Raw genomic sequence first — 25,957 nt, 5'->3', positions numbered from 1 at the left:
TAAAAGGACTTCGGATCAATGGATTCTGTATCCTTAGTCCCGGTTTAGTTTTGCGTTGAAACACCAACTCGGCCATAGCCCGAGATTGAAATGCCGGTGCCCGATTGTTTTGGTTCGGCCGCAGGTTCCGGACGTCGCGCTGACGAAGGCTCGCAAGCCGCCAAAACAGCAAGTGCACAAACCAATCCCAGAATTCTCATTTCAATACCATTTCTTTGTGTAACAGGTAATCGATACGTGGACCCAACATGAGGTGCCGGGACCATGGGCGCAACATTCAAAAGGATCAGAATCCAAGATAAATGCCCAGCGGTCCGCGGCTTAGGCCGACACCCCCGCCAACATACGCGCCGCTTGATCCAACCCCAATGGTGGCATTGACCGTGGGTTGAGGGGCAGTTGGTTGATCAGGCTCGCCATCAGCCCCGCACCCGGCCAGCACCAAGCCGGAAACCGTTATCAGGATCGCACGTAGCGCGGTCGTCATACCATTGCCTTCCATCGTTCGATCTGGGCCCGCACCTGATCGGGGGCAGTACCGCCGTAGGACTGGCGCGAGTTTACCGAATTGTCGACGCCAAGGACAGAGTAGACGTCATCCGAGATTTCACCATGGACCGATTGCATATCGTCCAGAGCCAGGTCGCGCAGGTCACACTCCTTACCTTCGGCCATGGCCACCAGCGATCCTGTGACGTGATGCGCGTCGCGGAAGGGCAGGCCCAGCACGCGCACCAGCCAGTCGGCCAGATCCGTCGCGGTCGAGAAACCCGACCCGGCGGCGGCGGCAAGGCTGTCGCGGTTGGCGGTCATGTCCTTGACCATCCCTTCCATCGCCGCCAGAGCCAGCATCCAGTTGTCGGCGGCATCAAAGACCTGTTCCTTGTCCTCCTGCATGTCCTTTGAATAGGCCAGCGGCAGGCCCTTCATCACCATCATCAGCGCGGTATTGGCCCCATAGATGCGCCCAACCTTGGCGCGGATCAGCTCGGCTGCATCCGGGTTCTTTTTCTGCGGCATGATCGACGAGCCGGTCGAAAACCGGTCGGAAAGGGACACGAAACGGAACTGGGCCGACGACCAAATCACCAGCTCCTCGGCAAAGCGCGACAGGTGCACAGCGCAGATCGAGGCGGTCGACAGGAACTCCAGCGCGAAATCGCGGTCGCTGACGGCATCAAGCGAGTTGGCGGCGGGGCGATCAAAGCCCAACGCCTGCGCCGTCATATGGCGATCAATGGGGAAAGATGTGCCTGCCAGCGCGGCGGCCCCCAACGGGGATTCGTTCATTCGGGCACGGGCGTCGCGGACACGGCTCAGGTCGCGGCCAAACATCTCGACATAGGCCATCATGTGGTGGCCCCATGTTACGGGTTGCGCAGTTTGCAGGTGGGTGAAGCCGGGCATGACCCAATCGGCGCCTGCTTCGGCCTGCGCCAAAAGCGCACGAATCAAAGCCAGCAGACCAGTTTCGGCCGCGTCTAGCTGATCCCGGACCCACAGTTTGAAATCCGTCGCCACCTGATCGTTGCGCGAACGCCCTGTGTGCAAACGGCCAGCAGGCTCGCCGATGATCTCTTTCAGCCGCGCCTCGACATTCATGTGTATGTCTTCCAACGCAGTTGAAAACTGAAACGTGCCGCTCTGGATTTCTGACAAAACGGTGAGCAGCCCTTCCCGAATGGCTTCAGCGTCACTATCACTTATGACGCCTGTAGCAGCCAACATGGCCGCATGGGCGCGCGAGCCTTCGATGTCCTGGGCTGCCATCCGCTGATCGAACCCGATCGAGGCGTTGATCGCCTCCATGATCGCGTCTGGACCGGCGGCAAAGCGGCCGCCCCACATCTGGTTCGAGGATTGATCGGTCATGTAAGAAAACCCGGAGTTGATATGCGCCTATTTCGTTTGATCCCCCTTTATATGGCCCTTGCGCTAGGTGCAAATGCCGCTTTGGCAACCGATGCCGCGACACTGGGTCCCTTACGGGAAGGCAGTCTGAAGCGCCTAATCCTGCATGAAGAACCCAAACCGGCAAAAGTGATCGAGTTTCAGCTGGAAGATGACGGGGGTGTCGGCACGCTGGCCGATTATGAGGGCAAGTATGTTCTGCTGAACTTCTGGGCCACCTGGTGTGCCCCCTGCCGCAAAGAAATGCCTCAGATCGCCGAGTTGCAGGACGAGTTCGGGGGGGACAAGTTTCAGGTTCTGACCCTTGCCACAGGCCGCAACTCACCAGCAGGGATCAAGAAGTTCTTCGAAGAAAATGGCATATCCAACCTGCCGCGTCACCAGGACCTCAGCTCGGCTGCTGCGCGCGAATTCGGTATCATCGCATTGCCCATCACGGTTATTCTGAACCCCGAAGGTCAGGAAATCGCGCGGTTGATCGGCGACGCTGAATGGAATTCGGATAGCGCCAAGGCGATTATCTCAACGCTTGTTGGCGCAGAAAGCTGAGGGAACTGGCCCATTAAGCCCTAGAATCATGATACTCTTTTGATGCTTTGATAAGGAGAGTATTTATGAAGAGTTTTGTTACATTCACCGCCGCGGCCTGCCTGGTTCTGGGTTCTGCCATTGTTTCCGAGGCCAAAGACATTAAGAAAGAAGCCCAGTTCGTCGCAGGTGTCGCCGGCAAGAAACTTGTCTCCGGTGACACCTGGTTGATCATCACTCCGGATGGAAAAATCGAGGGCGTGGGTCGCAACAACGCCAAGATCACCGGTGCATGGGTTTGGAACAAACAGTTCTGGTGCAGAAATGTTGTCGCCGGAGGAAAGAAATTCCCCGAGGATTGCCAGAAGGTCAAAATGGAAGGCAATCAGGTCGAGTTCGTGCGTAGCAAAGGCAATGGTGACGCAATCGTTTACACGATCGCTAATTAGGCTCGCCCATCGGGCGCGACTGCTTTGGGTACCGATCCGGGAAATGAGCGGCACGTTCTGTTCTGCAAAAGCTGACGTCACGCCACCTTTGACAGTTTCTATCCTCCTTTGCACTCTGCGCTCAGGAGGATGGAATGCCGCTGGAAATTCTATTGGTGTTGGTCGTTGGGGGCATAGCCGGGATTACGGTTTTGTTGCATCTGACGGGCAAGTCGCGGTTGCACGTGCTGACGCCAGACACGGCGCCACGCCAGTGGCTGCGGCATTTCCCTGATGACACGGTGATCGACGTGACAATCGCCCATGACGGTCACGCGGCGCTGGTAAGAACCCAGAACGGGGCCGGGTTGATCTGGTCCTTCGGCGCCGACACAGTAGCGCGGCATCTTCAGGATTTCGACTGGTTTGAGACCGCCAATGGCATCGAAGTTCGGTTTCACGACTTCAGCACCCCGCGCGCGACCCTTCACCTTGACCAGACCGAACGCCAGCACTGGCAACACTTGATGAGGCCCGCATGACAGACCAAATAAGCTTTCCCGATGCGGTGCAATGGGCCGTCCCGTTTTTCATCGCTGCTATTCTGGCAGAATTCCTGTGGATCGCAGTCAAGGGCAAAGGCGGGCGGTATGAAACGCGCGACGCTGTGACCTCGCTGATCATGGGGGCCGGGAACATCGCGTCGGGCTTTTTGCTGGGCTTTATTGCCTATGCGTTTTTCATGTGGCTGTGGCAGATCACTCCTTTGGATCTGGGCACGTCAATTCCTGTTATCATTCTGTGCTTTGTTCTGGATGATCTTCGCTATTACTGGGTACACCGTTTTGGGCATCGCATTCGCTGGGTCTGGGCCAGCCATGTCAACCACCACAGTTCACAGCACTACAATCTGACCACAGCTCTGCGGCAGACTTGGACCTATACCTTTACGTTCATGATGGTCGTTCGCGCGCCGCTGATCCTGCTGGGTTTCCATCCCGCCATGGTTCTGTTCGTCGGCGGATTGAACCTGATCTATCAGTTCTGGATTCACACCGAGGCCATCGGCAAAATGCCCCGATGGTTCGAAGCGGTCATGAATACCCCCAGCCATCATCGCGCGCATCACGGCAGGAACGCGCGGTACCTGGATTGTAATTACGCCGGAGTTTTCATCATCTGGGACAAGCTGTTTGGGACATTTGTGCCTGAACTGGAAAACGACCGTGTCGACTACGGGCTGGTTCACAATATCGGCACCTTCAACCCGTTGCGCGTTGCGTTTCACGAATGGGTCGGCATTTGGCACGATGCCACGCAGCCAGGCCTGACACTGCGTCAACGTCTGGCCTATTGTTTTGCACCTCCTGGGTACAGCCACGACGGCAGCCGCGACAACTCGGAACAGATAAAAGCCAAGCACTTGGCTCGCCACCCCGAGGACCGGGGAACGCCCGGTTTTGAGCAGGTCGACAAGATCCTGCCCAAAGGACAGGCAGAACAGGCCTGACACAGCCGTCAGGCCCCGCTAGACTTGAACTCCGGTTTTTGCACGCCATATCAGTGATTGAATGTGGGGCATAGATGAGCGAGGGGCGGCATGAAACGTTTGGCAACCATTTCAACCTTCGTGGGGTTGTTTGGCCTGTTGCTGGCCATGCTTGCCGCGCTCGGCAGCTTTGTTGGCACTCTGATCGCATTGGGTTTTGTCCTGATGATTCTGGGTGCGACAGGAGCCCTTCTTGGAGCCGCGGCGTCGCTGGCCCGTGCCGGGCATTCCGCGCGCTAAAACCGCAATAAGCAACTTCTTCTGACGCTTTAACCGCAGATTCATCTGTTTGCCCCGAAACTGTGTCAAAACACCTGTTCCGGACACACGGGAATCTGCGCCTATGGGAAACAAAAAGCTCACCAATCTTCCCGAAGGGTTGGACACCCCTTTGAATGCAGCAGTGTCAACACGGGATCGTTCGGTGGTTCAGATGGCAACCGATGCTGTGAAGCACAAGCAATGTCGGTTGGCCTTTCAGCCGGTTGTTCAGGCGCACCCGCCGCATGACATCGCGTTTTACGAAGGCTTCATTCGTGTATTGGATGAAACAGGGCGCGTTATCCCCGCGCGCGAGTTCATGCCACAGGTTGAAAACACTCCGATCGGACGTGATCTCGACTGCGTCGCGTTGGAACTTGGTCTGCGCACGTTGGTGAAGAACCCCCAGATCCGCCTGTCGATCAACATGTCCGCCCGCTCAATCGGTTATTCCAACTGGTCCGGTATACTGGACCGGTTTCTGAAACGGGATCCGCAGCTGGGCGAACGGCTGATCCTAGAAATCTCCGAAAGTTCTGCCATGCAGGTGCCGGAATTGGTGGTCGACTTCATGGACCGCCTACAGGATCGCGGCGTCGCCTTTGCGCTAGACGACTTTGGTGCCAGCAATTTCAGTTTCCGCCACTTTCGCGAGTTTCTGTTCGACGCCGCCAAGATCGATGGTCAGTTTATCAGGGGCATCAGCAACAGCCCCGACAACCAGGCTTTGGTGCGGGCCCTGATTGCCGTGGCGCGTGAGTTTGAAATTCTGGTCACTGCCGAATCGGTCGAAACTCAGAAGGATGCGGCATTTTTGCTTGAAAGTGGCGTGGATTGCATGCAGGGTTTTTTGTTTGGCGCGCCCAGTGTTTCACCCCCGTGGAAACAGGAAAAAATTTCAAAAACAGCAAGTTGACCCGTGGGTGATCGACATTTTTCCGCCATTTCCCAAGCTGAGACAAGCTGCCCGTTGCTGCAAGTGCAGCATTACGCTATTGCAGAAGTACTTGAGCGGGGGATAACGGGGCGCTCTTGTTTCGAGAGGGAAACTCTCGGCCTGCGCCGTCAGACATTCCGCCAGACAATGACGGTAAAGGACTGATCATATGACCAACGTAGTAATCGCATCCGCCGCACGAACAGGTGTTGGCAGCTTTAGTGGTTCGTTTGCGAACACCCCCGCACATGATCTGGGCGCGGCCGTCCTGGAAGCAGTTGTTGAGCGCGCCGGGATTGAAAAAGGCGAAGTCAGCGAAACCATCTTGGGTCAGGTGCTGACTGCGGCTCAGGGCCAGAACCCGGCTCGGCAGGCGCATATCAACGCTGGTTTGCCGCAAGAAAGTGCCGCCTGGGGCATCAACCAGGTTTGCGGCTCGGGCCTGCGTGCGGTCGCATTGGGCGCTCAGCATATCCAGCTGGGCGATGCCGACATCGTCGCCGCTGGTGGCCAAGAGAACATGACCCTGTCGCCCCACGCAGCTGCCCTGCGCGCCGGTCACAAGATGGGCGATATGAAGTATATCGACACCATGATCCGCGATGGTCTGTGGGATGCCTTCAACGGTTATCACATGGGTCAGACGGCGGAAAATGTTGCCGAGAAATGGCAGATCAGCCGCGACATGCAGGATGAATTCGCTGTTGCTTCGCAGAACAAAGCCGAGGCGGCGCAAAAAGCTGGCAAATTTGTCGACGAAATCGTGCCCTTCACCATCAAGACCCGCAAGGGTGACATCGTGATGGACAAGGACGAATACATCCGCCACGGCGCTACAATGGAAGCCATGGCAAAGCTGCGCCCCGCCTTTACCAAGGACGGATCGGTCACTGCTGCAAACGCTTCGGGCCTGAACGACGGCGCGGCCGCAACCCTGCTGATGTCAGCTCAAAACGCAGAGAAGCGCGGAATCGAACCTTTGGCGCGCATCGCGTCCTACGCAACTGCCGGGCTGGACCCGTCGATCATGGGCGTTGGCCCGATCTACGCTTCGCGCAAGGCATTGGAAAAAGCAGGTTGGTCCGTCGACGATCTGGACTTGGTTGAAGCCAACGAAGCCTTTGCCGCGCAGGCCTGCGCAGTGAACAAAGATATGGGCTGGGATCCGTCGATTGTGAACGTGAACGGCGGTGCAATTGCCATCGGCCACCCAATCGGCGCATCAGGTTGCCGCGTTCTGAACACGCTGCTGTTCGAAATGAAGCGCCGCGACGCAAAGAAAGGTCTGGCCACCTTGTGCATCGGCGGCGGCATGGGTGTCGCCCTGTGTGTGGAGCGCGACTAAGTGCGCCAATAACCAAATAGAAAAGGGCGTCCATGGGACGCCCTTTTTTGTTACACTGGGGTCGTACCCCTTAGATGCGACGATATTGCCATCCGAAATAAACACCTTAACGACGAAACAATATTGCGCACAAACATCTCTCAAAGTAACAGCATTACCAAGGCGACTAAAATTGGAGGAGTCCTAAATGGCACGTACAGCACTCGTTACCGGCGGTTCCCGCGGCATTGGCGCAGCAATTTCCAAGGCGCTCAAAGCCGAAGGATACAACGTTGCGGCCACCTATGCTGGGAATGACGAAGCCGCCGCGAAATTCACCGAAGAAACCGGCATCAAGACCTACAAGTGGAACGTCGCCGATTATGACGAATCCAAAGCGGGCATCGAAAAGGTCGAGGCCGAGGTTGGCCCCATCGACATCGTTGTCGCCAACGCAGGCATCACCCGTGATGCACCTTTCCACAAAATGACACCCGATCAGTGGAAAGACGTGATCGACACCAACCTGACCGGCGTATTCAACACTGTGCACCCTGTCTGGCCCGGCATGCGCGAGCGCAAATTTGGCCGTGTCATCGTCATCAGCTCGATCAACGGCCAGAAAGGTCAGTTCGCTCAGGTGAACTATGCTGCGACCAAGGCGGGCGATCTGGGCATCGTTAAATCTCTGGCGCAGGAAGGCGCGCGGGCAGGCATCACGGCCAACGCGATCTGCCCCGGTTATATTGCAACCGAGATGGTGATGGCGGTGCCCGAAAAGGTACGCGAATCGATTATTGGCCAGATCCCCGCCGGTCGTCTGGGCGAACCAGAAGAGATTGCACGCTGTGTGACCTTCCTGGCCTCGGACGAATCTCAGTTCATCAACGGCTCGACCATCTCGGCCAACGGCGCCCAGTTCTTCGTCTGATCTGCAATCAGAATTGTGAAAACGGGCCGGTCCATTAGGGCCGGCCCATCCTTATCCCGTAAGATCGCGCGCGCTGCGATCAGCGGGAACCCAATACCCAATTCCACAACTGCCGGACCACCTTGCCACGCTCTTCATGCGCGCGCAGGATCGCCACTTGGGCGGCGGGATTTGTTGTCATCTCGATCATGGTAGCCGCCTTTCAATTCAGTTTTGCTTGACCTGATGTGAATATGAAGGTCACCTATGATCATGACAAACGAAGTTTCCTGAACCTTCAGTTAAGAATTTCTTGACCATGAGTGATTATCTGCCCCCACTTACCGCGCTTCGAGCTTTTGATGCCGCGGCCCGGCACATGTCCTTCGCGAAAGCGGCGGAAGAGCTGCACGTGACGCCAGCGGCCCTGTCCTTTCAGATCAAATCGCTTGAGGAGCATCTGGGTCGCCCTCTGTTCCGCCGTCTGAACCGTGCTGTGGAACTGACCGATGCGGGCCGCGCCTTGGCCCCCGGCGCGGCAGAGGGCTTTGCCACATTGCAAAGCGCGTGGCGTGCTGTACGCAGGCAGGAGGAAGACACCGGACTGACCGTCACCGCAGGTCCGGCACTGACTGCAAAGTGGCTCGCACCTCGCCTTTACGAATTCGCCCGTGCACATCCGGAAATCGACCTGAAATTCTCGGCCACATTGCGCAACATGGATCTGGAGCGGGATGATGTGGATGTTGCCATCCGGTTTGGCAATTCCGCCGATGAGGGGCTGTATTCCGTACCTGTAAGAAAAGAGTGGCTGACCCCGGTCATGACCCCGGAACTGGCAGAACAATTCGCCACCCCAGACAGCCTGCGCGACGCACCGTTGATCCACGACGATTCGATCAATTTTCTGACCCCGCCCTGCGACTGGCCTGCCTGGTTCCGCGCTGTGGGTATCGATTTCATCCCCACTCATGGCGCGCATTTTTCCAACGCAGATCACGCGATTGACGCCGCTGTCGCCGGTGTTGGTGTCGCCCTTGGACGGCGCGCCATGATCCTCAAGGACTTGACCGAGGGTCGGCTGGTTGCCCCCTTCAAGGTCGCGCTGGAAACGCAGGGCCGGTTCCGGTTCCTGTGCCTTCCCGGGGCCGAGAAACGCCCTCAGATCGCAGCCTTTCGGGATTGGTTCCTGACCGAGATTGAAAAGACCGCGCATATTTCGGATGAGTTCGACATTATTCCGATCGAAGAGGTTTCCGGATCATGACCAAAACGCGCGCAACAGCCATCGGCTTTGGGGCCGTACTATTATGGGCTTTGCTGGCGCTTTTGACCGTCGGCTCTGCACCCACACCGCCATTGCTGTTGAACACGATCTGCTTTTCGATTGGTGGTACGCTTGGGTTGATCTGGACAGCCGCAACCGGTGGGTTTAGCGGGTTGAAACAGGTCCCCTGGACGACCTACCTGCTCGGTTCATTGGGTCTGTTCGGGTACCACGCATTGTATTTTTCAGCCCTGCGTATGGCCCCCGCGGCCGAGGCCGGGTTGATTGCCTATCTCTGGCCCCTTCTTATCGTTCTGTTTTCCGGCCTGCTACCGGGCGAGCAGCTTCGCACTGGTCACTTGATCGGGGCATGCCTTGGCTTTGCTGGGGCTGCTTTGATCATCACCGGAGGCGGGAGCGCCGGTTTTCAGGCACAACACCTGCCGGGATATGCATTGGCCCTGCTTTGCGCCCTGACATGGTCAGGCTATTCGGTTTTGTCGCGCAAATTGGGGGGTACACCGACCAGTTCGGTTGCGGTCTTTTGTCTGATGGCTGCGATGGCTTCGGGTCTGCTGCACTTGGCAATGGAAGACACCGTACTGCCCGACACGACACTGGGGTGGGTTTCTGTACTGGCACTTGGCCTCGGGCCCGTTGGACTGGCCTTTTATGTATGGGATATCGGGGTAAAGCAGGGTGATATTCAAATGCTCGGGACCTCATCTTATGCGGCCCCGCTTTTGTCGACACTTGCTTTGGTGATGGCCGGGATCGCTGCCCCATCCTGGGGGCTGGCGATCGCGGCCTTTCTGATTACCGGCGGGGCCTTGATCGCGGCCCGTTCCAGTTTGAAATCTTAAGCAGACAGTCGCTCGATCTCTTCCTTCAGCTTGAGCTTCTGTTTCTTCAGCTGGGCGATGTGGAGATCATCGATGCCTGGCGAGCGTTGGGCTTGTTCTACTTCTAGACCGAGAGATTCGTGCTTTTTCTTCAGTTCTGTCAGATGTGCGCTCACGCTCATTGCGATCCTCCTTTTATACGTGTCTGAATGTCACGTAAGAAGTTGATCACATCGTTTCCACCCTGTCACGCTGCAGACGCACAGAATCTGAAACAAATCCGACAAAATCGGCTGGACATTGCCGGTCGTCGTCAAAACCCGGGCAGGGCAGCGGCCTTCCGGAGCACGGCCGAAATTGCATCCGTATAGCTTTCGCCGTCTTTTTCGTGACGTTCACCCGCGTGCACAATCAAAGGTGGGTGGAGGCGAAATGCCGCACGCCCTCCTTTGCGGGCGCGCAGAATGATCAGCTCAGCCTCTCGCCCTGTCCGTGGGCTTAGCGGCAACAACTCTACCGATCCCAGCAACCCCTGGCACGCTGCCAGCATGTCGGGCAGTCGATCGGCTTTCTGGATCATGTGCAGGTACCCTTTTGGCGCAAGGCGTTTGGCAGCCACTGCAATCCAGTCGGCCAACTGGGTGTCTTCGCTCAGGGCCACACTTCGTCCCGCATCCTTTGCAGGGCTATGCGCCCCCGCCCGATAATAGGGCGGATTCGCAATGACGTGATCGAACTGGCGCTGCCGAAACGCCTCGGGCATAGCGGTCAGATCAGCTTGGACAACTTCCAGCTCTATCCGGTTGATTTCCGCATTTCTGCGGGCCAATTCCGCATAGGAAGGCTGTAGCTCGATACCTGTCAGGTGCAGACCGGGCACTCGGGAGGACAAGCAAAGAATGGCAGCCCCTGCGCCGCACCCCAGTTCCAACACGGACTGACCTGCGCTGGCCGGAACGGATGCGGCAAGCAATACCGGGTCGACCCCGGCACGATAACCCGACTGAGGTTGCAGCAATCGGACCCTGCCCCCCAAGAAATCATTGCAGCTGAGTTCGCCATCGGAAAACCGGGTCATCGGCCAAGCGGAATTTCATTGTCGCGCATCACACGTTCGGCACGGGTCAGGTCTTCGGCGCGAACCATCAGTCGGCGGGGAAAGATTCCGATCCCACCTTCGAGGATGCTCATATTTACGTCCATCTGAAAGCAGTCTATATCCTCGCCTTCAAGGAGAGCGGATGCAAAGGCCAGGATCGTCGGATCGGTACTGCGCAATAGTTCTTTCATGGGGATGGATGTAAGGGCAAGGCGGGGCGGAAGTCGAGCCTTGTATCAGGAGAATGATGACCGTCGGCATGATCTCAAAACCGCATGAGCGCCTCGCTGATATATTGGCGGGTGAAATGGAGGCTGTGAATACGTTGATCCGCACCCGGATGGCGTCGGACCATGCCCCACGTATCCCCGAAGTGACCCAGCATCTGGTCGAAGCGGGCGGAAAGCGCCTGCGCCCGATGCTGACATTGGCAGCCGCGCGGTTGTTTGGCTATTCGGGCGAGCACCATGTACGCCTTGCTGCCACGGTCGAGTTCATCCATACCGCTACCCTTCTGCACGACGACGTTGTGGATGAGAGCGCGCAGCGGCGCGGACGCCCGACCGCAAATCTACTTTGGGACAATAAATCCAGTGTGCTGGTCGGTGATTACCTGTTTTCTCGCAGCTTCCAATTGATGGTCGAAACGGGTTCGCTGCGGGTTCTGGATATCTTGGCCAATGCCTCAGCAACCATCGCCGAAGGCGAGGTGCTGCAAATGACCGCAGCAACCGACCTGCGGACAGATGAAAGCGTTTACCTACAGGTCGTGCGCGGCAAGACAGCAGCTTTGTTTTCAGCTGCGACCGAGGTGGGCGGCGTGATCGCCGGTGCATCGGAAGAACAGATCAAGGCCCTGTTCGATTATGGTGACGCATTGGGGATCGCATTCCAGATTGCAGACGATCTGCTGGACTATCAAGGGGACAGCAAGACAACCGGCAAGAATGTGGGCGATGATTTCCGCGAACGAAAGCTGACCCTGCCTGTCATCAAGGCTGTTGCACAGGCCACGCCCGAAGAACGCGCATTCTGGGAGCGTACGATCGAAAAAGGCCACCAACAGGACGGTGATCTGGATCATGCGCTGGGTTTGATGGACAAATACGCAACGCTGGAAAAAACCCGGCAGGACGCTTTGGGCTGGGCGAACAAGGCAAAGGCATCTTTGGATGTTCTGCCCGATCATGAAATTCGCAGCCTGCTGCGCGAACTGGCCGATTACGTGGTCTCGCGCCTTAGTTAAGCTGCGTCGCGCGGCACCACCAGTCAGGATGCGCCGCACCGATCTCATAGGCCGCGAGATGCGCGTCTTTCATTGTGGGATACAACGCAAAACAAGTCGAGCCGGATCCCGACATGCGCGTCACAAGGGCACGACTGGTCATGTTCAACTCGTCCAGAACCTGCTCGATCTCACGTGCAACGCCCATGGCAGGTACCTGCAAGTCATTGCGTTGATCACGCAACCACAGGGCACAGGCTTCAGCGTCTTCAAAATCAGGGACCAGCTCAGGCATCGGCGGATTGTCTCGCGACGCCAGCGCGTTGAAAACGGCTCCTGTCGGCACCGGCACATTCGGGTTGACCAACAGGGCAGGTAGGTTCGGAAGGTGCACCGCCGCCAAACGATCGCCAATGCCTTGCATTCTGATCGCCCGGTTTTCGAGACAAACGGGCACATCTGCCCCCAGTGACAACGGTAGGTCAGGCGGGATGTCACGGCCCAGACCGCCCAGCATATTCAGCGTGGCGGCTGCATCCGATGACCCACCCCCTATACCTGCCCCGTGGGGCAGAGACTTGATCAGGTCGATATGCCCGGTCCAGCCGGCGCCTTCGGCCGCTTTCCAGGCCAGATTACGGCTGTCCGTGGGCACGCCTTCAGCAAACTCCCCACTCACGTCCATAGTCAGCTCAGGGCCGGGTGTGAATGTCAACTGATCGCCGAGATCAGCAAAAACCACTAACGAATCCAACAGGTGATAACCGTCCTTACGACGTCCGGTCACATGCAGGGTCAGGTTGATCTTGGCGGGCGCAAACGCCTTAATTTCCATTTGCGACTTTCAAAGGTTCCGCACCTTCTTCGGCCAGAACGGCACTTAGTCCGACCTCGATCTTGCGTCGAATGCGATCTGGGTCAGCCTCGCCATCTGTCTCTTCGGGGTCAACAAAGGACAGCGCCCGCTTCCATTGGAACTCGGCCTCGCGCGCACGTCCGACAGCCCAATAGACATCCCCCAGATGATCATTGACGACCGGATCAACAGGCATCAGCTCGACCGCGCGCTCCATATGCTCGACCGCTTCTTCGTAACGACCCAGACGGAACAGAACCCAACCCAGACTATCCACGATGTAGCCGCTATCCGGGCGGGCTTCGACCGCGCGTTGGATCATGTCCAGCGCTTCATCCAGCTTTTCTTTCCGTTCTACCAAAGAATAGCCCAAGTAGTTCAGCACCTGCGGCTGATCCGGATTCAACTCCAGCGCCCGGCGGAAATCGGTTTCAGCCTGATCCCACTGCTTCAGCCGCTCGTGGCTTATGCCGCGCGCGTAGTGCAGGAACCAATTCCCACCTGCCTGACTGTCCGTCAAAGCAATCGCAGTGTCATAAGAGGCAACCGCAGCCGCATAGTTTTCCTGACGACGCTGAAGATCTGCCAGAGAAACATGCACGCTGGGCAAATCAGGGTTTTGCAGCGCCAGGTTTTGCAGAACTTCAATGGCCGCATCGGTTTTTCCGGATTTATCCAGGATTTCGGCCCGTCCAAGTTCTGCGGCATGGTGGTCATTGCTGCCTGCCGGGACCATACGATAGGCCGCAACAGCCAGATCATACTGTTGCAGCTTGTCCAGCAATTCCGCGCTCAGCAGAATGGCGTCCACGTGGTCAGGGCGCAGAAAGCTCGCCAGTCGCGCGTAAAGCAGGACGTAGTCAGCCGAAGCCTCGCTGTTCAATGCGGCACCAACGGTAAAGAATATTTCCGCCATGCCATCCAGCGCAGAGCCCGCATGGGTGAACGGAAGCGTCTCGCCCGCGGTCAATTGGCCGGTATAGGCTTCAATGGTCGGATCGCTACCGGAAACAAACACATCGTCCAGAAATCGAATGGCGTCTTCGTTGCGATCCAGCTGTGACAGCACCTCAGTACGGGCCAGCGCGGCCCGACGCGAGAACCGCGCAACCGCGCCGTTATTATCCGCAAATATCACCTCGGCACCTTCGAAATCGCCGATAGAGGCCAATGCCATGGCTTTGTGATACAGCGCAAATTCCCTGAGGCCTTCCTGCGTGGCCACGGCATCGAACTGCTCCATGGCCTTTGTCATTTCACCTTGCCCCAGATGGGCCCATGCGATCATCAGCCCATCAACCAAAGGACCGATCCCCTGCGTTTCAGGGTCACGCGCCAGAAGTTCGTCAAACTTGCCGTCAGCAATCAAATTGGCCGAAATCGCCATGCGCGCGGCCTGACTGGGAAGGTTGGCTTCCTCGATCTGCTTTGCAACAGGCAAAGCACGGGCAATTTCCCCCAGCGCAAGGCGGGCGACAACAACGCTTTCCAAGAGCAGCGCGTTTTCCGGATCAAACCTGAGAGCCTGGGCGTAGTATCTTTCCGCCGCAGAATAGTCGCTTTCGTAGATCGCCTGACGCCCGGCCAGATATGAACCGGCACCCGATTCCGAATAGGCCGGAACTGCGACCGACGACATGAGCAGCACGGACAATGCCGCGCGACGAACCAGGGAAACCACCGAAATCCTGCCTTACTATCGTTGACTGACGGTTAAGCTAGGGCTTCGGTCGGCAAGAGGCAATGGCAGAGCCTTCACGACCCTGCCATTGCCGGTTTTTTGCTTACATGTTCGGATAGTTTGGTCCGTCGCCCCCCTGCGGTGTGGTCCAGGTGATATTCTGGCTTGGATCCTTGATGTCGCAGGTTTTGCAGTGAACGCAGTTCTGGAAGTTGATGACGAATCGCGGACCGTTGTCATCCTCGACCATTTCGTACACGCCTGCCGGGCAATAGCGCTGCGCCGGTTCGTCGAACTTGGGCAGGTTGACCTTGACCGGGATATCCGGGTCCGTCAGGCGCAGGTGGCAGGGCTGGCTTTCCTCGTGATTGGTTGCCGCAAAGGACACGTTGGTCAGACGGTCAAAGGACAGCGTGCCATCGGGCTTGGGATAATCGATCGGCTTGTGCTTGCTGGCTTCCTCGGTCGACTGGGCATCATTCTTGCCATGTCCCAGCGTACCAAAGAGCGAAAAGCCCAATGTGTTGGTCCACATGTCCAGACCACCCAGCACCAGCGAAGGGATCATGCCCCACTTGGACCACATCGGCTTGACGTTGCGCACCTTCTTCAGGTCCTTGCCAATTGCGCCATTGCGGACATCGGCCTCGTAAGCGGTCAGCTCATCGCCTGAACGGTCAGCCTTGATCGCGTGATAAGCAGCCTCAGCCGCGGCCTTGCCCGACAGCATCGCGTTGTGGTTACCCTTGATGCGCGGCACGTTGACCATGCCCGCGGAACAGCCCAGCAGCGCCACGCCCGGCGCCACCAGCTTGGGCATCGATTGAAGGCCGCCTTCGGTGATCGCACGGGCACCGTAAGCCACGCGCTTGCCGCCTTTCAGCAGCTCGGCCACCATCGGGTGATGCTTGAAGCGCTGGAATTCCATGTAGGGGTACAGGCGCGGGTTCTTGTAGTTCAGGTGAACCACAAAGCCGACATAGACCTGATTGTTTTCAAGATGATAGATGAACGACCCGCCGCCTGCGTTGCCGCCCAGAGGCCAGCCCATTGTGTGCGCGACCGTACCTTCCTTGTGCTTTGCCGGATCGATCTCCCAGATCTCTTTCATGCCGACGCCGTATTTCTGCGGCTCTTTGCCGGCAGACAAGTCGTATTTGGCGATGACTTCCTTGGACAGTGAGCCGCGCACACCTTCCGACAGGAAGACGTATTTGCCGTGCAATTCCATACCCGGCTCGGTGTTGGGGCCATAAGAGCCGTCCGCTTCCAGACCAAAGACACCGGCCACTACGCCTTTGACTTCACCGTTATCGCCGTAAACCAGTTCGGAACAGGCCATGCCGGGGAAGATTTCCACGCCCAGTTCCTCGGCCTGCTCGGCCATCCAGCGGCAAACATTGCCCATCGAAACGATGTAGTTGCCATGGTTGTTCATCAGCGGCGGCATCGGGAAGTTGGGGATGCGGATCTTGCCTGCCTCGCCCAGCATGTAGAAATTGTCTTCATGCACCGGCACGTTCAGCGGAGCACCCTTAGCCTTCCAATCCGGGATCAAAGCATCCAGCCCGCAGGGATCGAGAACTGCGCCAGACAGGATATGAGCGCCCACTTCCGAGCCCTTTTCCAGAACGACAACGTTCAGATCCGCATCCAGCTGTTTCAGACGAATGGCCGCCGACAGGCCCGCAGGACCTGCGCCTACGATCACCACGTCATATTCCATTGCTTCGCGTTCAATCTCGGCCATCGCGGGCTCCCTAGCTTACTTTCCGAATTGGCGCTGTCACTGCAGGATCTGCGCAATTTTGTTTCACGGCTGATTACATGGTCAGTAAGACTTTGGTCAATCGAAACACGGCGTAACAAGGGCGCTATTCGACACATCAGTCCTCTGGTGCATCACCCATCAGGTATCTGGGACCGCTACCATGGGATTTTGCCCTGTCATCGGGGTTATAAAGCTTGCATTTCGGCAAGCTGAGGCACCCGCACCCGATGCAGCCGTCCAGATTGTCGCGCAATCGCATCAGGGTATCGATTCGCTGGTCCAGATGAGTGCGCAACCGCACGCTTATGGCTTTCCAATCTTGTGGTGTCGGTGTTCGCTTTCCCGGCAAGCCCGACAAGACCTCGCGAATTTCAGGCAAGGTCAGGCCGAACTGCTGTGCGATCATGACAAAGCTCAGCCGCCGGATATCTGCCCGCTGGTAACGTCGCTGCCCACCTGCATTGCGCCAGGGCGCGATCAAACCCTGTGCTTCGTAATACCGGATCGCTGAAACGGCCAACCCTGTACGTCGGGCCAATGCCCCGATTGCCAACCCTTCTGAAACAGCCATGTCGCCCTCGAAGAAATACCTTGACCTAAAGTTAGGTTTAGAAATTACGGTGAGTCGAAACAAGCCAAAAAAGGAGATCCCATGATGGCAACGCTTGAACATACCAATTTCACTGTCAGCGACCCACAGGCCTCGGCCGCTTGGATGCAGCAGGTCTTTGGCTGGAAAACACGGTGGGAAGGACCCGCAATATCAGGCGGATACACGGTGCATGTCGGATCGGCCCACACCTATCTTGCGCTTTACAAACCAGATGCGCCGAAACCATTGGTCGAAAGCAGCTACGATATCGTCGGCGGGCTGAATCATGTTGGTGTTCTGGTCGAAGATATCGATGCAACCGAGGCCAAGGTGCGCAAGGCCGGGTTCGAACCCCATAATCATGCCGATTACGAACCGGGGCGTCGGTTCTATTTCAGGGATGACAACGGCATCGAGTTTGAAGTGGTTCAATATGATTGAGATGCTGTGGCTCTGCACGCCTTCAAAGCGATGGTGCAAGGGTGGGCAACCGGACCATCGCCATAGGCCACACCCGAAACAATCCCGCCGGCGCAATGTTGCAAATTGATCGCTGCACCTGCTGACACCCCTTGCAATTCACGTGGTATTTGGGTCAGGTAATCGTCAACCTAGGACTCGCCCCGACGCTTCTGTGCGGCGGGGCGAGTCAGTTTATGCGTGGACGTAGAGAGTATGGAAAAGATCCCGATGACGCCTGCGGGCAATGCCGCACTCGCAGCTGAGCTGAAGAACCTCAAATCCGTCGAACGCCCTGCGATCATCGAAGCCATCGCATCGGCGCGAGAACTTGGCGACCTGAAAGAAAACGCCGAATATCATTCAGCCCGCGAAAAGCAGGGGTTTATCGAAGGTCGCATCAAGGAACTGGAAGGTATCCTGTCACTGGCGGATGTAATTGACCCTGCAAAACTGTCCGGCGCGATCAAGTTTGGCGCAAAGGTTACATTGGTTGACGAGGATACCGACGAAGAAAAGACGTGGCAGATCGTCGGTGAATATGAAGCCAATATCGAAGCTGGCCTTTTGAATATCAAATCCCCCATCGCCCGCGCCCTGATCGGCAAGGACGAAGGTGACAGTGTCGAGGTGCGCACCCCTGGCGGCGTGCGCTCTTATGAAATTCTGAGTATCAAGTACGCCTGACCGGAGCGCATGTAATGTCGGGGCCCAAACCTGACCCGGAAACTGAAAGACCGACTTCGCTGGGCATCTATGACCGCCCAAAGGCACCGTCTGTCACCGAGATTGAGATTGCCGCATTGGTGCTCAGCCTGATTTGGCTGGTGGTGTCGGTTGTTTTTCTGGTGTTGCCGGGTAAGGCGCAGAGCGGTGGTTTTGTTGTCACCTTTCTGGCCGTTTTCATGCCTGTGGCGATGATCTGGGTCGCGGCCACTGCCATGCGTGCCAGCCGCGTGATGCGCGAGGAAAGCGCGCGGCTGCAAACTGCGATTGATGCGATCCGCCAGGCTTATGTGGCGCAGCAGCAGCGCGCATCCAGCACCTACGAACCTACGGTAGCAAAGAAACTGGATGAGATCGCAGCCGCGGCGCGAAAAACCGAAAGCGCGCTGGCAACATTTTCGACCAAGCGCACAACGCCCCCTTACGCCCCTGCAAAACCACTCGTTGCGGGTGCTCAAACCTCGCTTGAACTGGGCACATCTGCGGAAGAAATTGCGCCACCGCTGAGCACCGATATCTTTATCCGCGCCTTGAACTTCCCGGAAACTCAGAATGACACCGAAGGGTTCAACGCCCTGCGCGTGGCGCTGAAAGACCGCAAGACGGCGCAGATCGTGCAAGCCTCGCAGGATGTTCTTACACTGCTCAGTCAGGAAGGCATCTATATGGACGACCTGCGCCCTGACATGGCCCGGCCCGAAATCTGGCGTCAGTTCGCGCAGGGCGCGCGGGGTCGCGCTGTCGCCGCGCTGGGGGGTGTACGCGACCGGTCCTCGCTGGCGCTGACAGCTGCGCGGATGAAACAGGATCCCATTTTTCGCGACGCCGCCCACCATTTTCTTCGCCGCTTCGACAAGATGATGGCCGAGTTCGAGCCCACCGCAAGCGATGCAGAACTGAGCGCGTTGGGTGAGACCCGCACCGCGCGGGCGTTCATGTTGCTGGGGCGCGTGGCCGGGACGTTTGATTAATCAGGCAAAACGATCCAAGACATCTTGGTCGCGCTGCTGAAACCAAACACGTAACTTAAAGGCCCGGTTTTTTCTTCCCCCACCGCCCGAAATCCTTCGCGCTCATATAAAGCGCGGGCGCGGGGGTTTGTGTCGATAACGTCAAGCTGAACCACCGACATGTTTTGTTTCCGCGCTTCACACTTAACGGCATCCAGCAAGGCAGTACCAACTCCTTTGCCACGCGAGCCCGCGGCCGCAAATATGCCATCCATTTGAAACACGCCGGGTTTCAGTTCGCGCTCCAAAATGCTGAGGGTGAGGGCGCGCCAAATGGCCCCAAGCCAGCCATAGACCTTTGCTAGGTCTGACATTCCGCCTCCGGCCAATGCACCATCGCGTGTCTTGAAACCTGCAAGCCCCAAAATCCGGTCTTCCTTGTCCCGTGCAACAAGCGCGAAATCCGGGTTCAACGAAGTTTCGAAGAAAGCCAGCCCCTTTTCATCCGGACCCATGACTTTGTTCAGTTTCGCCGAAAATGCCTGCCAGAACAGGGTCGCCACCAGTGGGCGTTCCGCATCAGAAAAACCGTGTGAGACCGTGATTTTCACAACCCAAAACTGCCATACGGGATAAACCGAACCATATCACCCGGTTGGATATGCCGGGCACCATCTTCTATTTCGACCAGCCCTTCGGCCCAGCTGAGCCCGCTGATCCGGCCCGATCCTTCTGACTTGAAGACTTCAACCCGGCCTTCCCGTATGCGCGCGCGCAGGTATTCGCGGCGGCCCGGTTTCTTACGCTTTTCAAAGGCAGCGGGCACTTCGAACCCTTGCGGCTCGATCCAGCCTTCGCCAGACATCAGGCCCAGCGCCGGTCGCGCAAAGATCAAGGTGCAGACCAAAGCGGCAACGGGATTGCCGGGCAGTCCAAAGACCGGTGTTCCGGACCACAACCCCAAAGCCAGAGGGCGACCGGGTTTCAAGGCGATCCGCCAGTGTTGCATCGCCCCCGCCTGGCGCAGCAAGGCAGACACGTGGTCTTCGTCACCAGCAGATGCGCCACCACTCGTCAGTATCACTTCTGCCTGTTCCGCAGCCTGATCCAGCCGTTCCCGCAGGGCGTCCCGATCATCTGAAACACGCCCCATATCCACAGGTACAAACCCCAGCCTTTCGACCAGAGACAACAGCATCGGGCGGTTGGCGTCGAATATCTGACCCGGTCCGGCGCGTTCTCCGGCGTCGACCAGTTCATCACCGGTCGATACCACGGCGACACGCAGCGGCTTGCGCACATTCACCTCGGCAATGCCCAAAGCGGTGAGCAGCGCAAGATCAGCCGGTGTCAATCGGCGTCCTTTAGGCAGGGCCAGATCGCCTGCGGCCACATCCTCGCCCGCTTGCCTGGTATTTGCCCCCTTTTTCAGCGGGCCGTGGAATGCGATATGCCCGTCTTTAACTGTGACATCCTCTTCCAGAATAACCGTATCCACCCCGTCAGGCAGCGCCGCACCCGTCAGAACGCGCAATGCCTGGCCCGCAGGAACGTCACCCTCAAACGGAATACCGGCTGCTGCACGCCCATCGACCAACGGCAGGACCTGTGGCCCATCTGAAACCGGGCCAGCGAACCCGAACCCATCCACGGCTGTATTCGGCTGCGGCGGGTTGGAACGTTGGGCTGTCACATCTTCTGCCAGAATGCGCCCACTCGCCGTATTCAGCGCGACCACCTCGACCGAGGTAATCGGATGCAACCTGTCGCGCAAATAGGCCAAGGCGTCATCAACGGGCGTCCACTCCACACCCGCTGGCAGTGCAAAACAATCGTTGCGCAATGGTGGCGGGGCTATGTTCGGCTTTTTCTGAGTCACACCCAATATCCAGCCTTCCTCTGCCGCTGAAACATCTAATTGCGCTTTCAACTCCTGCTCTGTCAAACGCGACAGAGTCAAGGCGACCTGTTCGACCTGCCAAGCATCCTTGATCCGCCCGTCCGGTGGCGCACCCAAGGTGAGCGACGGCCAGATTTCCACAAAGGCGATGGGTCTATCCAACGACTCGAACGGCCAGACCGCGACTTGTCCGGCAAAGCGATGGCGGAGCCTGCTCAGAACTGGAAGCCCCATCATCACCTGCCCACCGACCGCGCCTGCACCCGCCATCTGCCAGCAGGTGAAACTGCCTTTTGCCAAGGCTTCAACCGCACGACGGTCGGAAAACGGATTGGAATAGCCTGTCTTGGTTCGCGGCAAACCATCAATGTCACGCCCGAGGCCATTCATCCAAAATGGGCCTCTTCCTCCGAATTGTCGATTGATCCGGCCTGCCAAGTCGAAACGATTGTTCGTTTTCGGACCGTCCTCGACAAGTTGTTCGAACCAGTCCCACAAGGTCAAGGGGTCATCCGTTCCGGTGATCGCGCGGGCAAAGCCCTTCGGGTATCCAAAAGGGAAATCGAACCCCAGAAACAGGCGGCGACCTGCCTTCAGTTCGGTGCGGATCAGGGCATCCAGCCACGCCTCGGCAAGCGCCCGGTTGCGCAGGTATTCGGGTTCCTGTGCCTGCCCTTCACGCACAATACAGACCCAGATCGCGTCTTTGCGCGGCGTTGGTCCGGTGTCATTTCCACCAGACCAGTCCACCATGGCAAAGGTCTGGAACAGGGTCACAAACCGACCTCATCCAATATGAAGTCCGCGATCCTGACTGTGTCGTTCAGGTCGAAAACCGGACGATCCAGTTCCAGCGCCGTGTCGCTGGCAACGGCACGAATAGTTTCGTTTTCAATCGCAATCAGAGGATTTCCCGCCTCGGCTCGAAACGCCTCGATCTTTGGGTGGCCTTCCCGCTTGAAGCCTTCAACCAGCACCAGATCAACCGGTGAAAGCCGCGCCAGCAGTTCGCCCAATGGCGGCTCGGGCGCGCCGCGCAACTCCTGCATCAAGGCGACGCGCTGCCCCGACGCAAGCAACACCTCGCTCGCGCCAGCAACGCGGTGACGATGACTGTCCGTGCCCGGCTGGTCCACATCGACGCCGTGATGCGCGTGTTTGACAGTTGAGACGGTAAAGCCCCGCCCCGTGATCTCGGCCACCAGCCGTTCCATCAGCCCTGTTTTGCCTGCGTTTTTCCAGCCAGTGACGCCGTAGACTCTCATACCTGCTCCAACAATGTCCGGGCGCGGTCCAAATCGTCAGGCGTATTGACGTTGAAGAACGGATCAAACGGGTCAGCCTGGAACAAAGCCTCGCGCCCGTCGTGTTTATCAGTCCACAGCACGACCTTGCGCAACCCGTCCGTCAGAGCCGCCCGCAGATCATCGCGCAGAGCCACAGGCCAGAGCCCAAAGGTCGGGTGCCGGTTGACGCGCCTGCCCCCACCGGATTTCAGCGCTTCGTCACCCGTTCGCGGAGTAGTGGCCAAGACCAGAGGATGCACCTGCCCCGCTGCCGCCTCTTGCAGACGCGCCACCAGATCACGCGGGAAGAACGGTGTATCTGCGGCAGCCGTTACGATGCTGTCGGCCCCCTGATCTGCCGCCCAATCTAGCCCCGCCAAAACGCCGGCTAAAGGGCCAGCGAAGTCTTCAATTGTGTCAGGAAGAACAGGTAGCGTCAGATCGCTGAAACGCTTGGGGTCACCATTTGCGTTCAGGGCCAAACCATCGACTTGAGGAGACAACCGATCAACGACATGGGACAGCAGGGTCTGCCCGCCAATCTTCAACAGGCCTTTATCACCACCACCCATCCGGGTGGCCTGCCCGCCTGCGAGGATAACGCCGAGAGGTTTTCTGTTTTCATCACTCATTGGCTACTCTTCCGCCGGTGTTTCCTGTCTTCGGCCACAACCGTCGACGGGTCCACATCACGAACCAACCGTTCCTCACCGGAAAGACAAACAAAGCGCTGTCCGCGCATCCGACCGATCAGCGTAAGGCCGACCTCACGCGCGATCTCGACACCCCAGGCGGTAAAGCCGGAACGGGACGCCAACACGGGAATGCCCATCATTGCCGTTTTGATCACCATCTCGGATGTCAGGCGACCGGTGGTGTAAAGGATCTTGTCCTCTGCCGTCGCACCCTCGGACAGCATCCAGCCTGCGATCTTGTCGACAGCGTTATGGCGACCCACGTCTTCCATATAAACCAGCGGGCGGTTTTCGCGGCACAGTACAGTCCCATGAATTGCCCCGGCCTCAAGATAAAGCGACGGGGTGCGGTTGATCTTGGCCGCCAGTTCGTAAAGCCATGAGGTCCGCACCTGCACTTGTGGCAGTTGAACGCCGTCAAGGCCCTCCATCATGTCCCCGAACACCGTTCCCACAGCGCAGCCACTGGTGCGTGTCTTTTTCTTCAGCTTGTCTTCGTACGAAGTCGCGCGTGCGGTGCGGACAACAACGGTTTCAAGATCATCATCGTAATCGACACGGGTAATCTCATCATCAGCCAGCAACATGCCCTGATTTCGCAGAAAACCCAGCGCCAGGTATTCGGGATAGTCGCCAATGGTCATCGCCGTCACAATTTCCTGCGCGTTGAGGAAGATCGTCAGTGGGCGCTCTTCGACCACTGAAATCTGGCTGACCTCGCCATTCTGATCCACACCCTCGACCGCACGGGTCAGGCGGGCCGCGCCCGGATCAGGAGCGACTACATAGTCTGACACGTCGGTTTCGGTGACCAATTGCAACCCCTCCACAAGACCGATACTGCTGCTGGCGTCACCATAGGATTTAGCCATGGCCTCTGCCACATCCAAGTCATACTTCTGGAAAGGTTTTCGCGACGGCACGCCGTTTGTCTTCGTGGCTGTGCCTTTTGGTCTGTTGTTCGGTGTCTTCTCGACAGAAGCCGGGTTGAATATCGTGCAAACCATCGCCTTTTCCATCACTGTTTTTGCAGGCGCTGCGCAGTTCACAGCTCTGCAACTTCTGCAGGATGAAACGCCGACAATCATCGTTTTGATCTCGGCCCTGGCAGTGAACCTGCGGGTTGCGATGTATTCTGCATCACTGACGCCGTTTCTGGGTGCCGCGCCCTTGTGGCAGAGAGCATGTGCGGCTTACCTGATCGTGGATCAGTCTTACGCCTGTTCAATCGCGCAGTTCGAAAAAGAGCCTGATCTGACGATCCCCCAGCGAATGGCCTATTTCCTGGGTTCGGTCACTCCGATCACACCGCTGTGGGTTTTGGGAACCTGTCTGGGTGCCGTGCTGGGTGCTCAAATACCGGAAAGCTGGGCGCTGGACTTTGCCCTGCCGATCACCTTTCTGGCGATGATTGGGCCAATGATGCGTACGCTGGCCCATGTCATCGCCGCCCTGGTCGCCATTGTTGTTGCCCTGCTGACCGTGAGTGTGCCGTTCAATCTGGGCCTGCTGATCGCGGGCGCAGCAGGGATGATGGCCGGTGCGCAGGCAGAATTGATGCTAAAGCGGAACGCGCCATGAACCAGATCGATCAGACAACAATATGGATCATCATCGCGGGTCTTGCGGTGGGCAGCTATGCTTTGCGCTTTACCTTCATCGGTCTCGTCGGTGATCGCCCGATGCCGCCCTGGTTGTTACGTCACCTTCGATATACTGCCGTGGCCATCCTGCCCGCACTGATCGCGCCGCTGGTGGTTTGGCCTGCAGCCACCGAAGGACAACCGGATATCCCCCGTATGTCGGCCGCAGCGGTTGCATTGTCTGTGGGCATTCTAACCAAGAACGTGCTGGCGGCCATTTTTACCGGGGCGGCAACACTTTACATATTGCTGTATCTAGTTGGATGAAGCCGCGTCCAGCTGGTTCAGGCGCGCATTGTTGAACGCCAGTCCCTTTTGCAGGTCCGCGTCGTCGTTTTCACGGTATTCCGCCGTTTGAACGCCTTGCAGCGCTCCAAACTGATCCGACAGTTTGACCGGATAGAATGTGGTCGTGATCTGTTCGAACCCCGGAACCTGCTGCAACAGCTGCGAGGTAGAGTTCGCACAGAATGCACCAGCCACCGGGCCCATCTGCTTGGCCAGTTGCAATGCAATTTCGGCCTGTTTCGGAGTGACCTCGATCGTCTGGATGCGCGCATAATGTGTTTCGCGGGCGTGGCTGCTGCGATACGCACGTTCGACATTCGGGGTAATACCGTACAGCACATCGTTCCTGATCGGTACAACATCCGCCCGGAACGACCCTGCCGGGTCGAAAATAACCCGCTCACTGCCGCTGATCATCAACGACGTATGCGCACCCGAACCGGTTCGGGTGCTGATCATCGTGTACAAGGTCAGGGTCGATGGCCCCGGATCGCGATAGGAGCGGGACGTAATTTCAGTTTGATCCGCTTGCGGGCGCTGTGATGCAGCGCAACCAGCCAGCGTTGCGGCCACGAGGCACGCAGTCAATATCCTGAGCAAAGCCGCCCCCGAATTGCTTACGAGGCGAAAACTGCAAGGAACAGGCACAACAAGGCGATCGCGACCACACACCAAGTGGTGGCTTTGATGAAACCGTTGAAAGTTTTGGTTTGAACGTCGATGTTCATTTCGCCGTGCTTGTATTCAGCCATGAGTCTCAGAATCCCAATTCGCGTGTTTGACTTGTTGGATAATGGAAAACAAAACGCCTGTCACCACGTCATTCGCG

At 57.7% G+C, this 25,957-nt stretch carries 32 protein-coding genes; 16 read left to right on the top strand and 16 right to left on the bottom strand.

The genetic code is table 11. The annotated features are described in order from the left end of the window. Positions 1–286: 286 nt before the first annotated feature. Positions 287–487 (bottom strand): argininosuccinate lyase, encoded by a 201-nt coding sequence (locus tag ACR0LL_RS08040; RefSeq protein WP_480483118.1) that lies wholly within the window; start codon positions 485–487, stop codon positions 287–289. Then, on the bottom strand, positions 484–1,872 hold the full coding sequence (gene argH, locus ACR0LL_RS08035; protein WP_480585523.1) for an argininosuccinate lyase: 1,389 nt from the start codon (positions 1,870–1,872) through the stop codon (positions 484–486). The genes ACR0LL_RS08040 and argH overlap by 4 nt, the downstream gene beginning before the upstream one ends. 21 nt (positions 1,873–1,893) lie before the next feature. On the opposite strand from argH, the gene ACR0LL_RS08030 reads away from it, so the two are divergent. The 10 genes from ACR0LL_RS08030 (at position 1,894) to yddG (ending at position 9,978) form a co-directional block, all read left to right on the top strand. Continuing rightward, complete coding sequence (locus ACR0LL_RS08030; RefSeq protein WP_267363231.1) at positions 1,894–2,460, top strand: TlpA disulfide reductase family protein; 567 nt, start codon at positions 1,894–1,896, stop codon at positions 2,458–2,460. A gap of 65 nt (positions 2,461–2,525) precedes the next feature. Beyond that, positions 2,526–2,888: a hypothetical protein gene (locus ACR0LL_RS08025; protein WP_480585520.1), complete on the top strand. Its 363-nt coding sequence runs from the start codon at positions 2,526–2,528 to the stop codon at positions 2,886–2,888. Between the two features lie 134 nt (positions 2,889–3,022). Then, entirely contained in the window at positions 3,023–3,409 is a 387-nt protein-coding gene (locus ACR0LL_RS08020; protein ID WP_480585517.1) for a hypothetical protein, read from the top strand. Then, positions 3,406–4,377: a sterol desaturase family protein gene (locus tag ACR0LL_RS08015; protein WP_480538999.1), complete on the top strand. Its 972-nt coding sequence runs from the start codon at positions 3,406–3,408 to the stop codon at positions 4,375–4,377. Before ACR0LL_RS08020 ends, ACR0LL_RS08015 begins: the two co-directional genes overlap by 4 nt. Before the next feature lie 90 nt (positions 4,378–4,467). Beyond that, positions 4,468–4,656, top strand: a complete 189-nt coding sequence (locus ACR0LL_RS08010; RefSeq protein ID WP_480585514.1) for a hypothetical protein — start codon at positions 4,468–4,470, stop codon at positions 4,654–4,656. 103 nt (positions 4,657–4,759) lie between these two features. Then, a complete protein-coding gene (locus ACR0LL_RS08005; RefSeq protein ID WP_480585512.1) occupies positions 4,760–5,593 on the top strand; it encodes an EAL domain-containing protein in 834 nt (277 codons plus the stop codon). Between the two features lie 190 nt (positions 5,594–5,783). Next, positions 5,784–6,959 (top strand): acetyl-CoA C-acetyltransferase, encoded by a 1,176-nt coding sequence (locus tag ACR0LL_RS08000; protein ID WP_209598663.1) that lies wholly within the window; start codon positions 5,784–5,786, stop codon positions 6,957–6,959. Between the two features lie 187 nt (positions 6,960–7,146). Continuing rightward, a complete protein-coding gene (gene phbB / locus ACR0LL_RS07995; protein WP_209506587.1) occupies positions 7,147–7,869 on the top strand; it encodes an acetoacetyl-CoA reductase in 723 nt (240 codons plus the stop codon). A 298-nt stretch (positions 7,870–8,167) separates the two neighbouring features. Continuing rightward, positions 8,168–9,115 carry a transcriptional regulator GcvA gene (locus ACR0LL_RS07990; RefSeq protein WP_480585511.1) on the top strand — a complete coding sequence of 316 codons (948 nt, stop codon included), beginning with the start codon at positions 8,168–8,170 and terminating at the stop codon, positions 9,113–9,115. Continuing rightward, a complete protein-coding gene (yddG, locus tag ACR0LL_RS07985) occupies positions 9,112–9,978 on the top strand; it encodes an aromatic amino acid exporter YddG (protein ID WP_480585508.1) in 867 nt (288 codons plus the stop codon). Before ACR0LL_RS07990 ends, yddG begins: the two co-directional genes overlap by 4 nt. On the opposite strand, the gene ACR0LL_RS07980 is transcribed toward yddG, so the two are convergent. From ACR0LL_RS07980 to ACR0LL_RS07970, 3 genes are all read right to left on the bottom strand, one after another. Then, positions 9,975–10,139 (bottom strand): YdcH family protein, encoded by a 165-nt coding sequence (locus tag ACR0LL_RS07980; protein WP_083445267.1) that lies wholly within the window; start codon positions 10,137–10,139, stop codon positions 9,975–9,977. The two genes, yddG and ACR0LL_RS07980, sit on opposite strands and share 4 nt — an antisense overlap. Positions 10,140–10,270: 131 nt before the next feature. After that, positions 10,271–11,035: a tRNA1(Val) (adenine(37)-N6)-methyltransferase gene (locus tag ACR0LL_RS07975; RefSeq protein ID WP_480585505.1), complete on the bottom strand. Its 765-nt coding sequence runs from the start codon at positions 11,033–11,035 to the stop codon at positions 10,271–10,273. Then, the gene (locus tag ACR0LL_RS07970; RefSeq protein ID WP_050604033.1) at positions 11,032–11,247 is read right to left on the bottom strand and encodes a putative signal transducing protein; all 216 of its coding nucleotides are present in this window, start codon (positions 11,245–11,247) and stop codon (positions 11,032–11,034) included. Before ACR0LL_RS07970 ends, ACR0LL_RS07975 begins: the two co-directional genes overlap by 4 nt. Positions 11,248–11,303: 56 nt before the next feature. Here ACR0LL_RS07970 and ACR0LL_RS07965 point away from each other — a divergent pair, with 56 nt between their 5' ends. Further along, positions 11,304–12,302, top strand: a complete 999-nt coding sequence (locus tag ACR0LL_RS07965; RefSeq protein ID WP_480585846.1) for a polyprenyl synthetase family protein — start codon at positions 11,304–11,306, stop codon at positions 12,300–12,302. On the opposite strand, the gene ACR0LL_RS07960 is transcribed toward ACR0LL_RS07965, so the two are convergent. The 4 genes from ACR0LL_RS07960 to soxR all read right to left on the bottom strand — a co-directional run bounded on the left by ACR0LL_RS07960 (position 12,295) and on the right by soxR (position 17,160). Continuing rightward, a complete protein-coding gene (locus ACR0LL_RS07960) occupies positions 12,295–13,116 on the bottom strand; it encodes a 4-(cytidine 5'-diphospho)-2-C-methyl-D-erythritol kinase (protein WP_480585502.1) in 822 nt (273 codons plus the stop codon). The two genes, ACR0LL_RS07965 and ACR0LL_RS07960, sit on opposite strands and share 8 nt — an antisense overlap. After that, positions 13,106–14,776 carry a tetratricopeptide repeat protein gene (locus ACR0LL_RS07955; RefSeq protein ID WP_480585843.1) on the bottom strand — a complete coding sequence of 557 codons (1,671 nt, stop codon included), beginning with the start codon at positions 14,774–14,776 and terminating at the stop codon, positions 13,106–13,108. The genes ACR0LL_RS07960 and ACR0LL_RS07955 overlap by 11 nt, the downstream gene beginning before the upstream one ends. Positions 14,777–14,921: 145 nt before the next feature. Next, positions 14,922–16,568, bottom strand: a complete 1,647-nt coding sequence (locus ACR0LL_RS07950; RefSeq protein ID WP_480585499.1) for an electron transfer flavoprotein-ubiquinone oxidoreductase — start codon at positions 16,566–16,568, stop codon at positions 14,922–14,924. 136 nt (positions 16,569–16,704) lie between these two features. Further along, positions 16,705–17,160, bottom strand: coding sequence for a redox-sensitive transcriptional activator SoxR (gene soxR, locus ACR0LL_RS07945; RefSeq protein ID WP_209598669.1), 456 nt, complete (start codon positions 17,158–17,160; stop codon positions 16,705–16,707). A gap of 81 nt (positions 17,161–17,241) precedes the next feature. Between soxR and ACR0LL_RS07940 the strand changes: the two genes are divergently transcribed. From ACR0LL_RS07940 to ACR0LL_RS07930, 3 genes are all read left to right on the top strand, one after another. Then, a complete protein-coding gene (locus ACR0LL_RS07940) occupies positions 17,242–17,622 on the top strand; it encodes a VOC family protein (RefSeq protein ID WP_209598670.1) in 381 nt (126 codons plus the stop codon). Between the two features lie 234 nt (positions 17,623–17,856). Further along, positions 17,857–18,327, top strand: coding sequence for a transcription elongation factor GreA (gene greA, locus ACR0LL_RS07935; RefSeq protein ID WP_209506599.1), 471 nt, complete (start codon positions 17,857–17,859; stop codon positions 18,325–18,327). A gap of 14 nt (positions 18,328–18,341) precedes the next feature. Continuing rightward, positions 18,342–19,337, top strand: coding sequence for a hypothetical protein (locus tag ACR0LL_RS07930; protein ID WP_480585496.1), 996 nt, complete (start codon positions 18,342–18,344; stop codon positions 19,335–19,337). On the opposite strand, the gene ACR0LL_RS07925 is transcribed toward ACR0LL_RS07930, so the two are convergent. Genes ACR0LL_RS07925 through ACR0LL_RS07905 form a run of 5 tightly spaced genes read right to left on the bottom strand, consistent with a single transcriptional unit; the run spans position 19,334 to position 24,069 of the window. Continuing rightward, the gene (locus tag ACR0LL_RS07925) at positions 19,334–19,879 is read right to left on the bottom strand and encodes a GNAT family N-acetyltransferase (RefSeq protein WP_480585493.1); all 546 of its coding nucleotides are present in this window, start codon (positions 19,877–19,879) and stop codon (positions 19,334–19,336) included. The two genes, ACR0LL_RS07930 and ACR0LL_RS07925, sit on opposite strands and share 4 nt — an antisense overlap. 44 nt (positions 19,880–19,923) lie before the next feature. Next, on the bottom strand, positions 19,924–21,993 hold the full coding sequence (locus tag ACR0LL_RS07920) for a molybdenum cofactor synthesis domain-containing protein (protein ID WP_480585490.1): 2,070 nt from the start codon (positions 21,991–21,993) through the stop codon (positions 19,924–19,926). Beyond that, positions 21,990–22,481 carry a molybdopterin-guanine dinucleotide biosynthesis protein B gene (gene mobB, locus ACR0LL_RS07915; protein WP_480585487.1) on the bottom strand — a complete coding sequence of 164 codons (492 nt, stop codon included), beginning with the start codon at positions 22,479–22,481 and terminating at the stop codon, positions 21,990–21,992. The genes ACR0LL_RS07920 and mobB overlap by 4 nt, the downstream gene beginning before the upstream one ends. Continuing rightward, positions 22,478–23,134: a molybdenum cofactor guanylyltransferase MobA gene (gene mobA, locus ACR0LL_RS07910; protein WP_480585484.1), complete on the bottom strand. Its 657-nt coding sequence runs from the start codon at positions 23,132–23,134 to the stop codon at positions 22,478–22,480. Before mobA ends, mobB begins: the two co-directional genes overlap by 4 nt. Then, on the bottom strand, positions 23,131–24,069 hold the full coding sequence (locus ACR0LL_RS07905) for a formate dehydrogenase accessory sulfurtransferase FdhD (RefSeq protein ID WP_480585481.1): 939 nt from the start codon (positions 24,067–24,069) through the stop codon (positions 23,131–23,133). The genes mobA and ACR0LL_RS07905 overlap by 4 nt, the downstream gene beginning before the upstream one ends. On the opposite strand from ACR0LL_RS07905, the gene ACR0LL_RS07900 reads away from it, so the two are divergent. Continuing rightward, a complete protein-coding gene (locus ACR0LL_RS07900; protein WP_267364536.1) occupies positions 24,068–24,778 on the top strand; it encodes an AzlC family ABC transporter permease in 711 nt (236 codons plus the stop codon). The genes ACR0LL_RS07905 and ACR0LL_RS07900 overlap by 2 nt on opposite strands. After that, positions 24,775–25,107: an AzlD domain-containing protein gene (locus ACR0LL_RS07895; protein WP_267364537.1), complete on the top strand. Its 333-nt coding sequence runs from the start codon at positions 24,775–24,777 to the stop codon at positions 25,105–25,107. Before ACR0LL_RS07900 ends, ACR0LL_RS07895 begins: the two co-directional genes overlap by 4 nt. Here the strand turns inward: ACR0LL_RS07895 and ACR0LL_RS07890 are convergent. Together ACR0LL_RS07890 and ACR0LL_RS07885 are read right to left on the bottom strand one after the other, a co-directional pair. Continuing rightward, positions 25,096–25,728 (bottom strand): hypothetical protein, encoded by a 633-nt coding sequence (locus ACR0LL_RS07890; protein ID WP_480585478.1) that lies wholly within the window; start codon positions 25,726–25,728, stop codon positions 25,096–25,098. The genes ACR0LL_RS07895 and ACR0LL_RS07890 overlap by 12 nt on opposite strands. A gap of 17 nt (positions 25,729–25,745) precedes the next feature. Next, a complete protein-coding gene (locus tag ACR0LL_RS07885) occupies positions 25,746–25,880 on the bottom strand; it encodes an aa3-type cytochrome c oxidase subunit IV (RefSeq protein ID WP_267364539.1) in 135 nt (44 codons plus the stop codon). Positions 25,881–25,957: the final 77 nt, after the last annotated feature.

This window comes from Ruegeria sp. AI2 (assembly GCF_056541275.1).
This window is presented reverse-complemented; position numbering and strand designations above follow the sequence as displayed.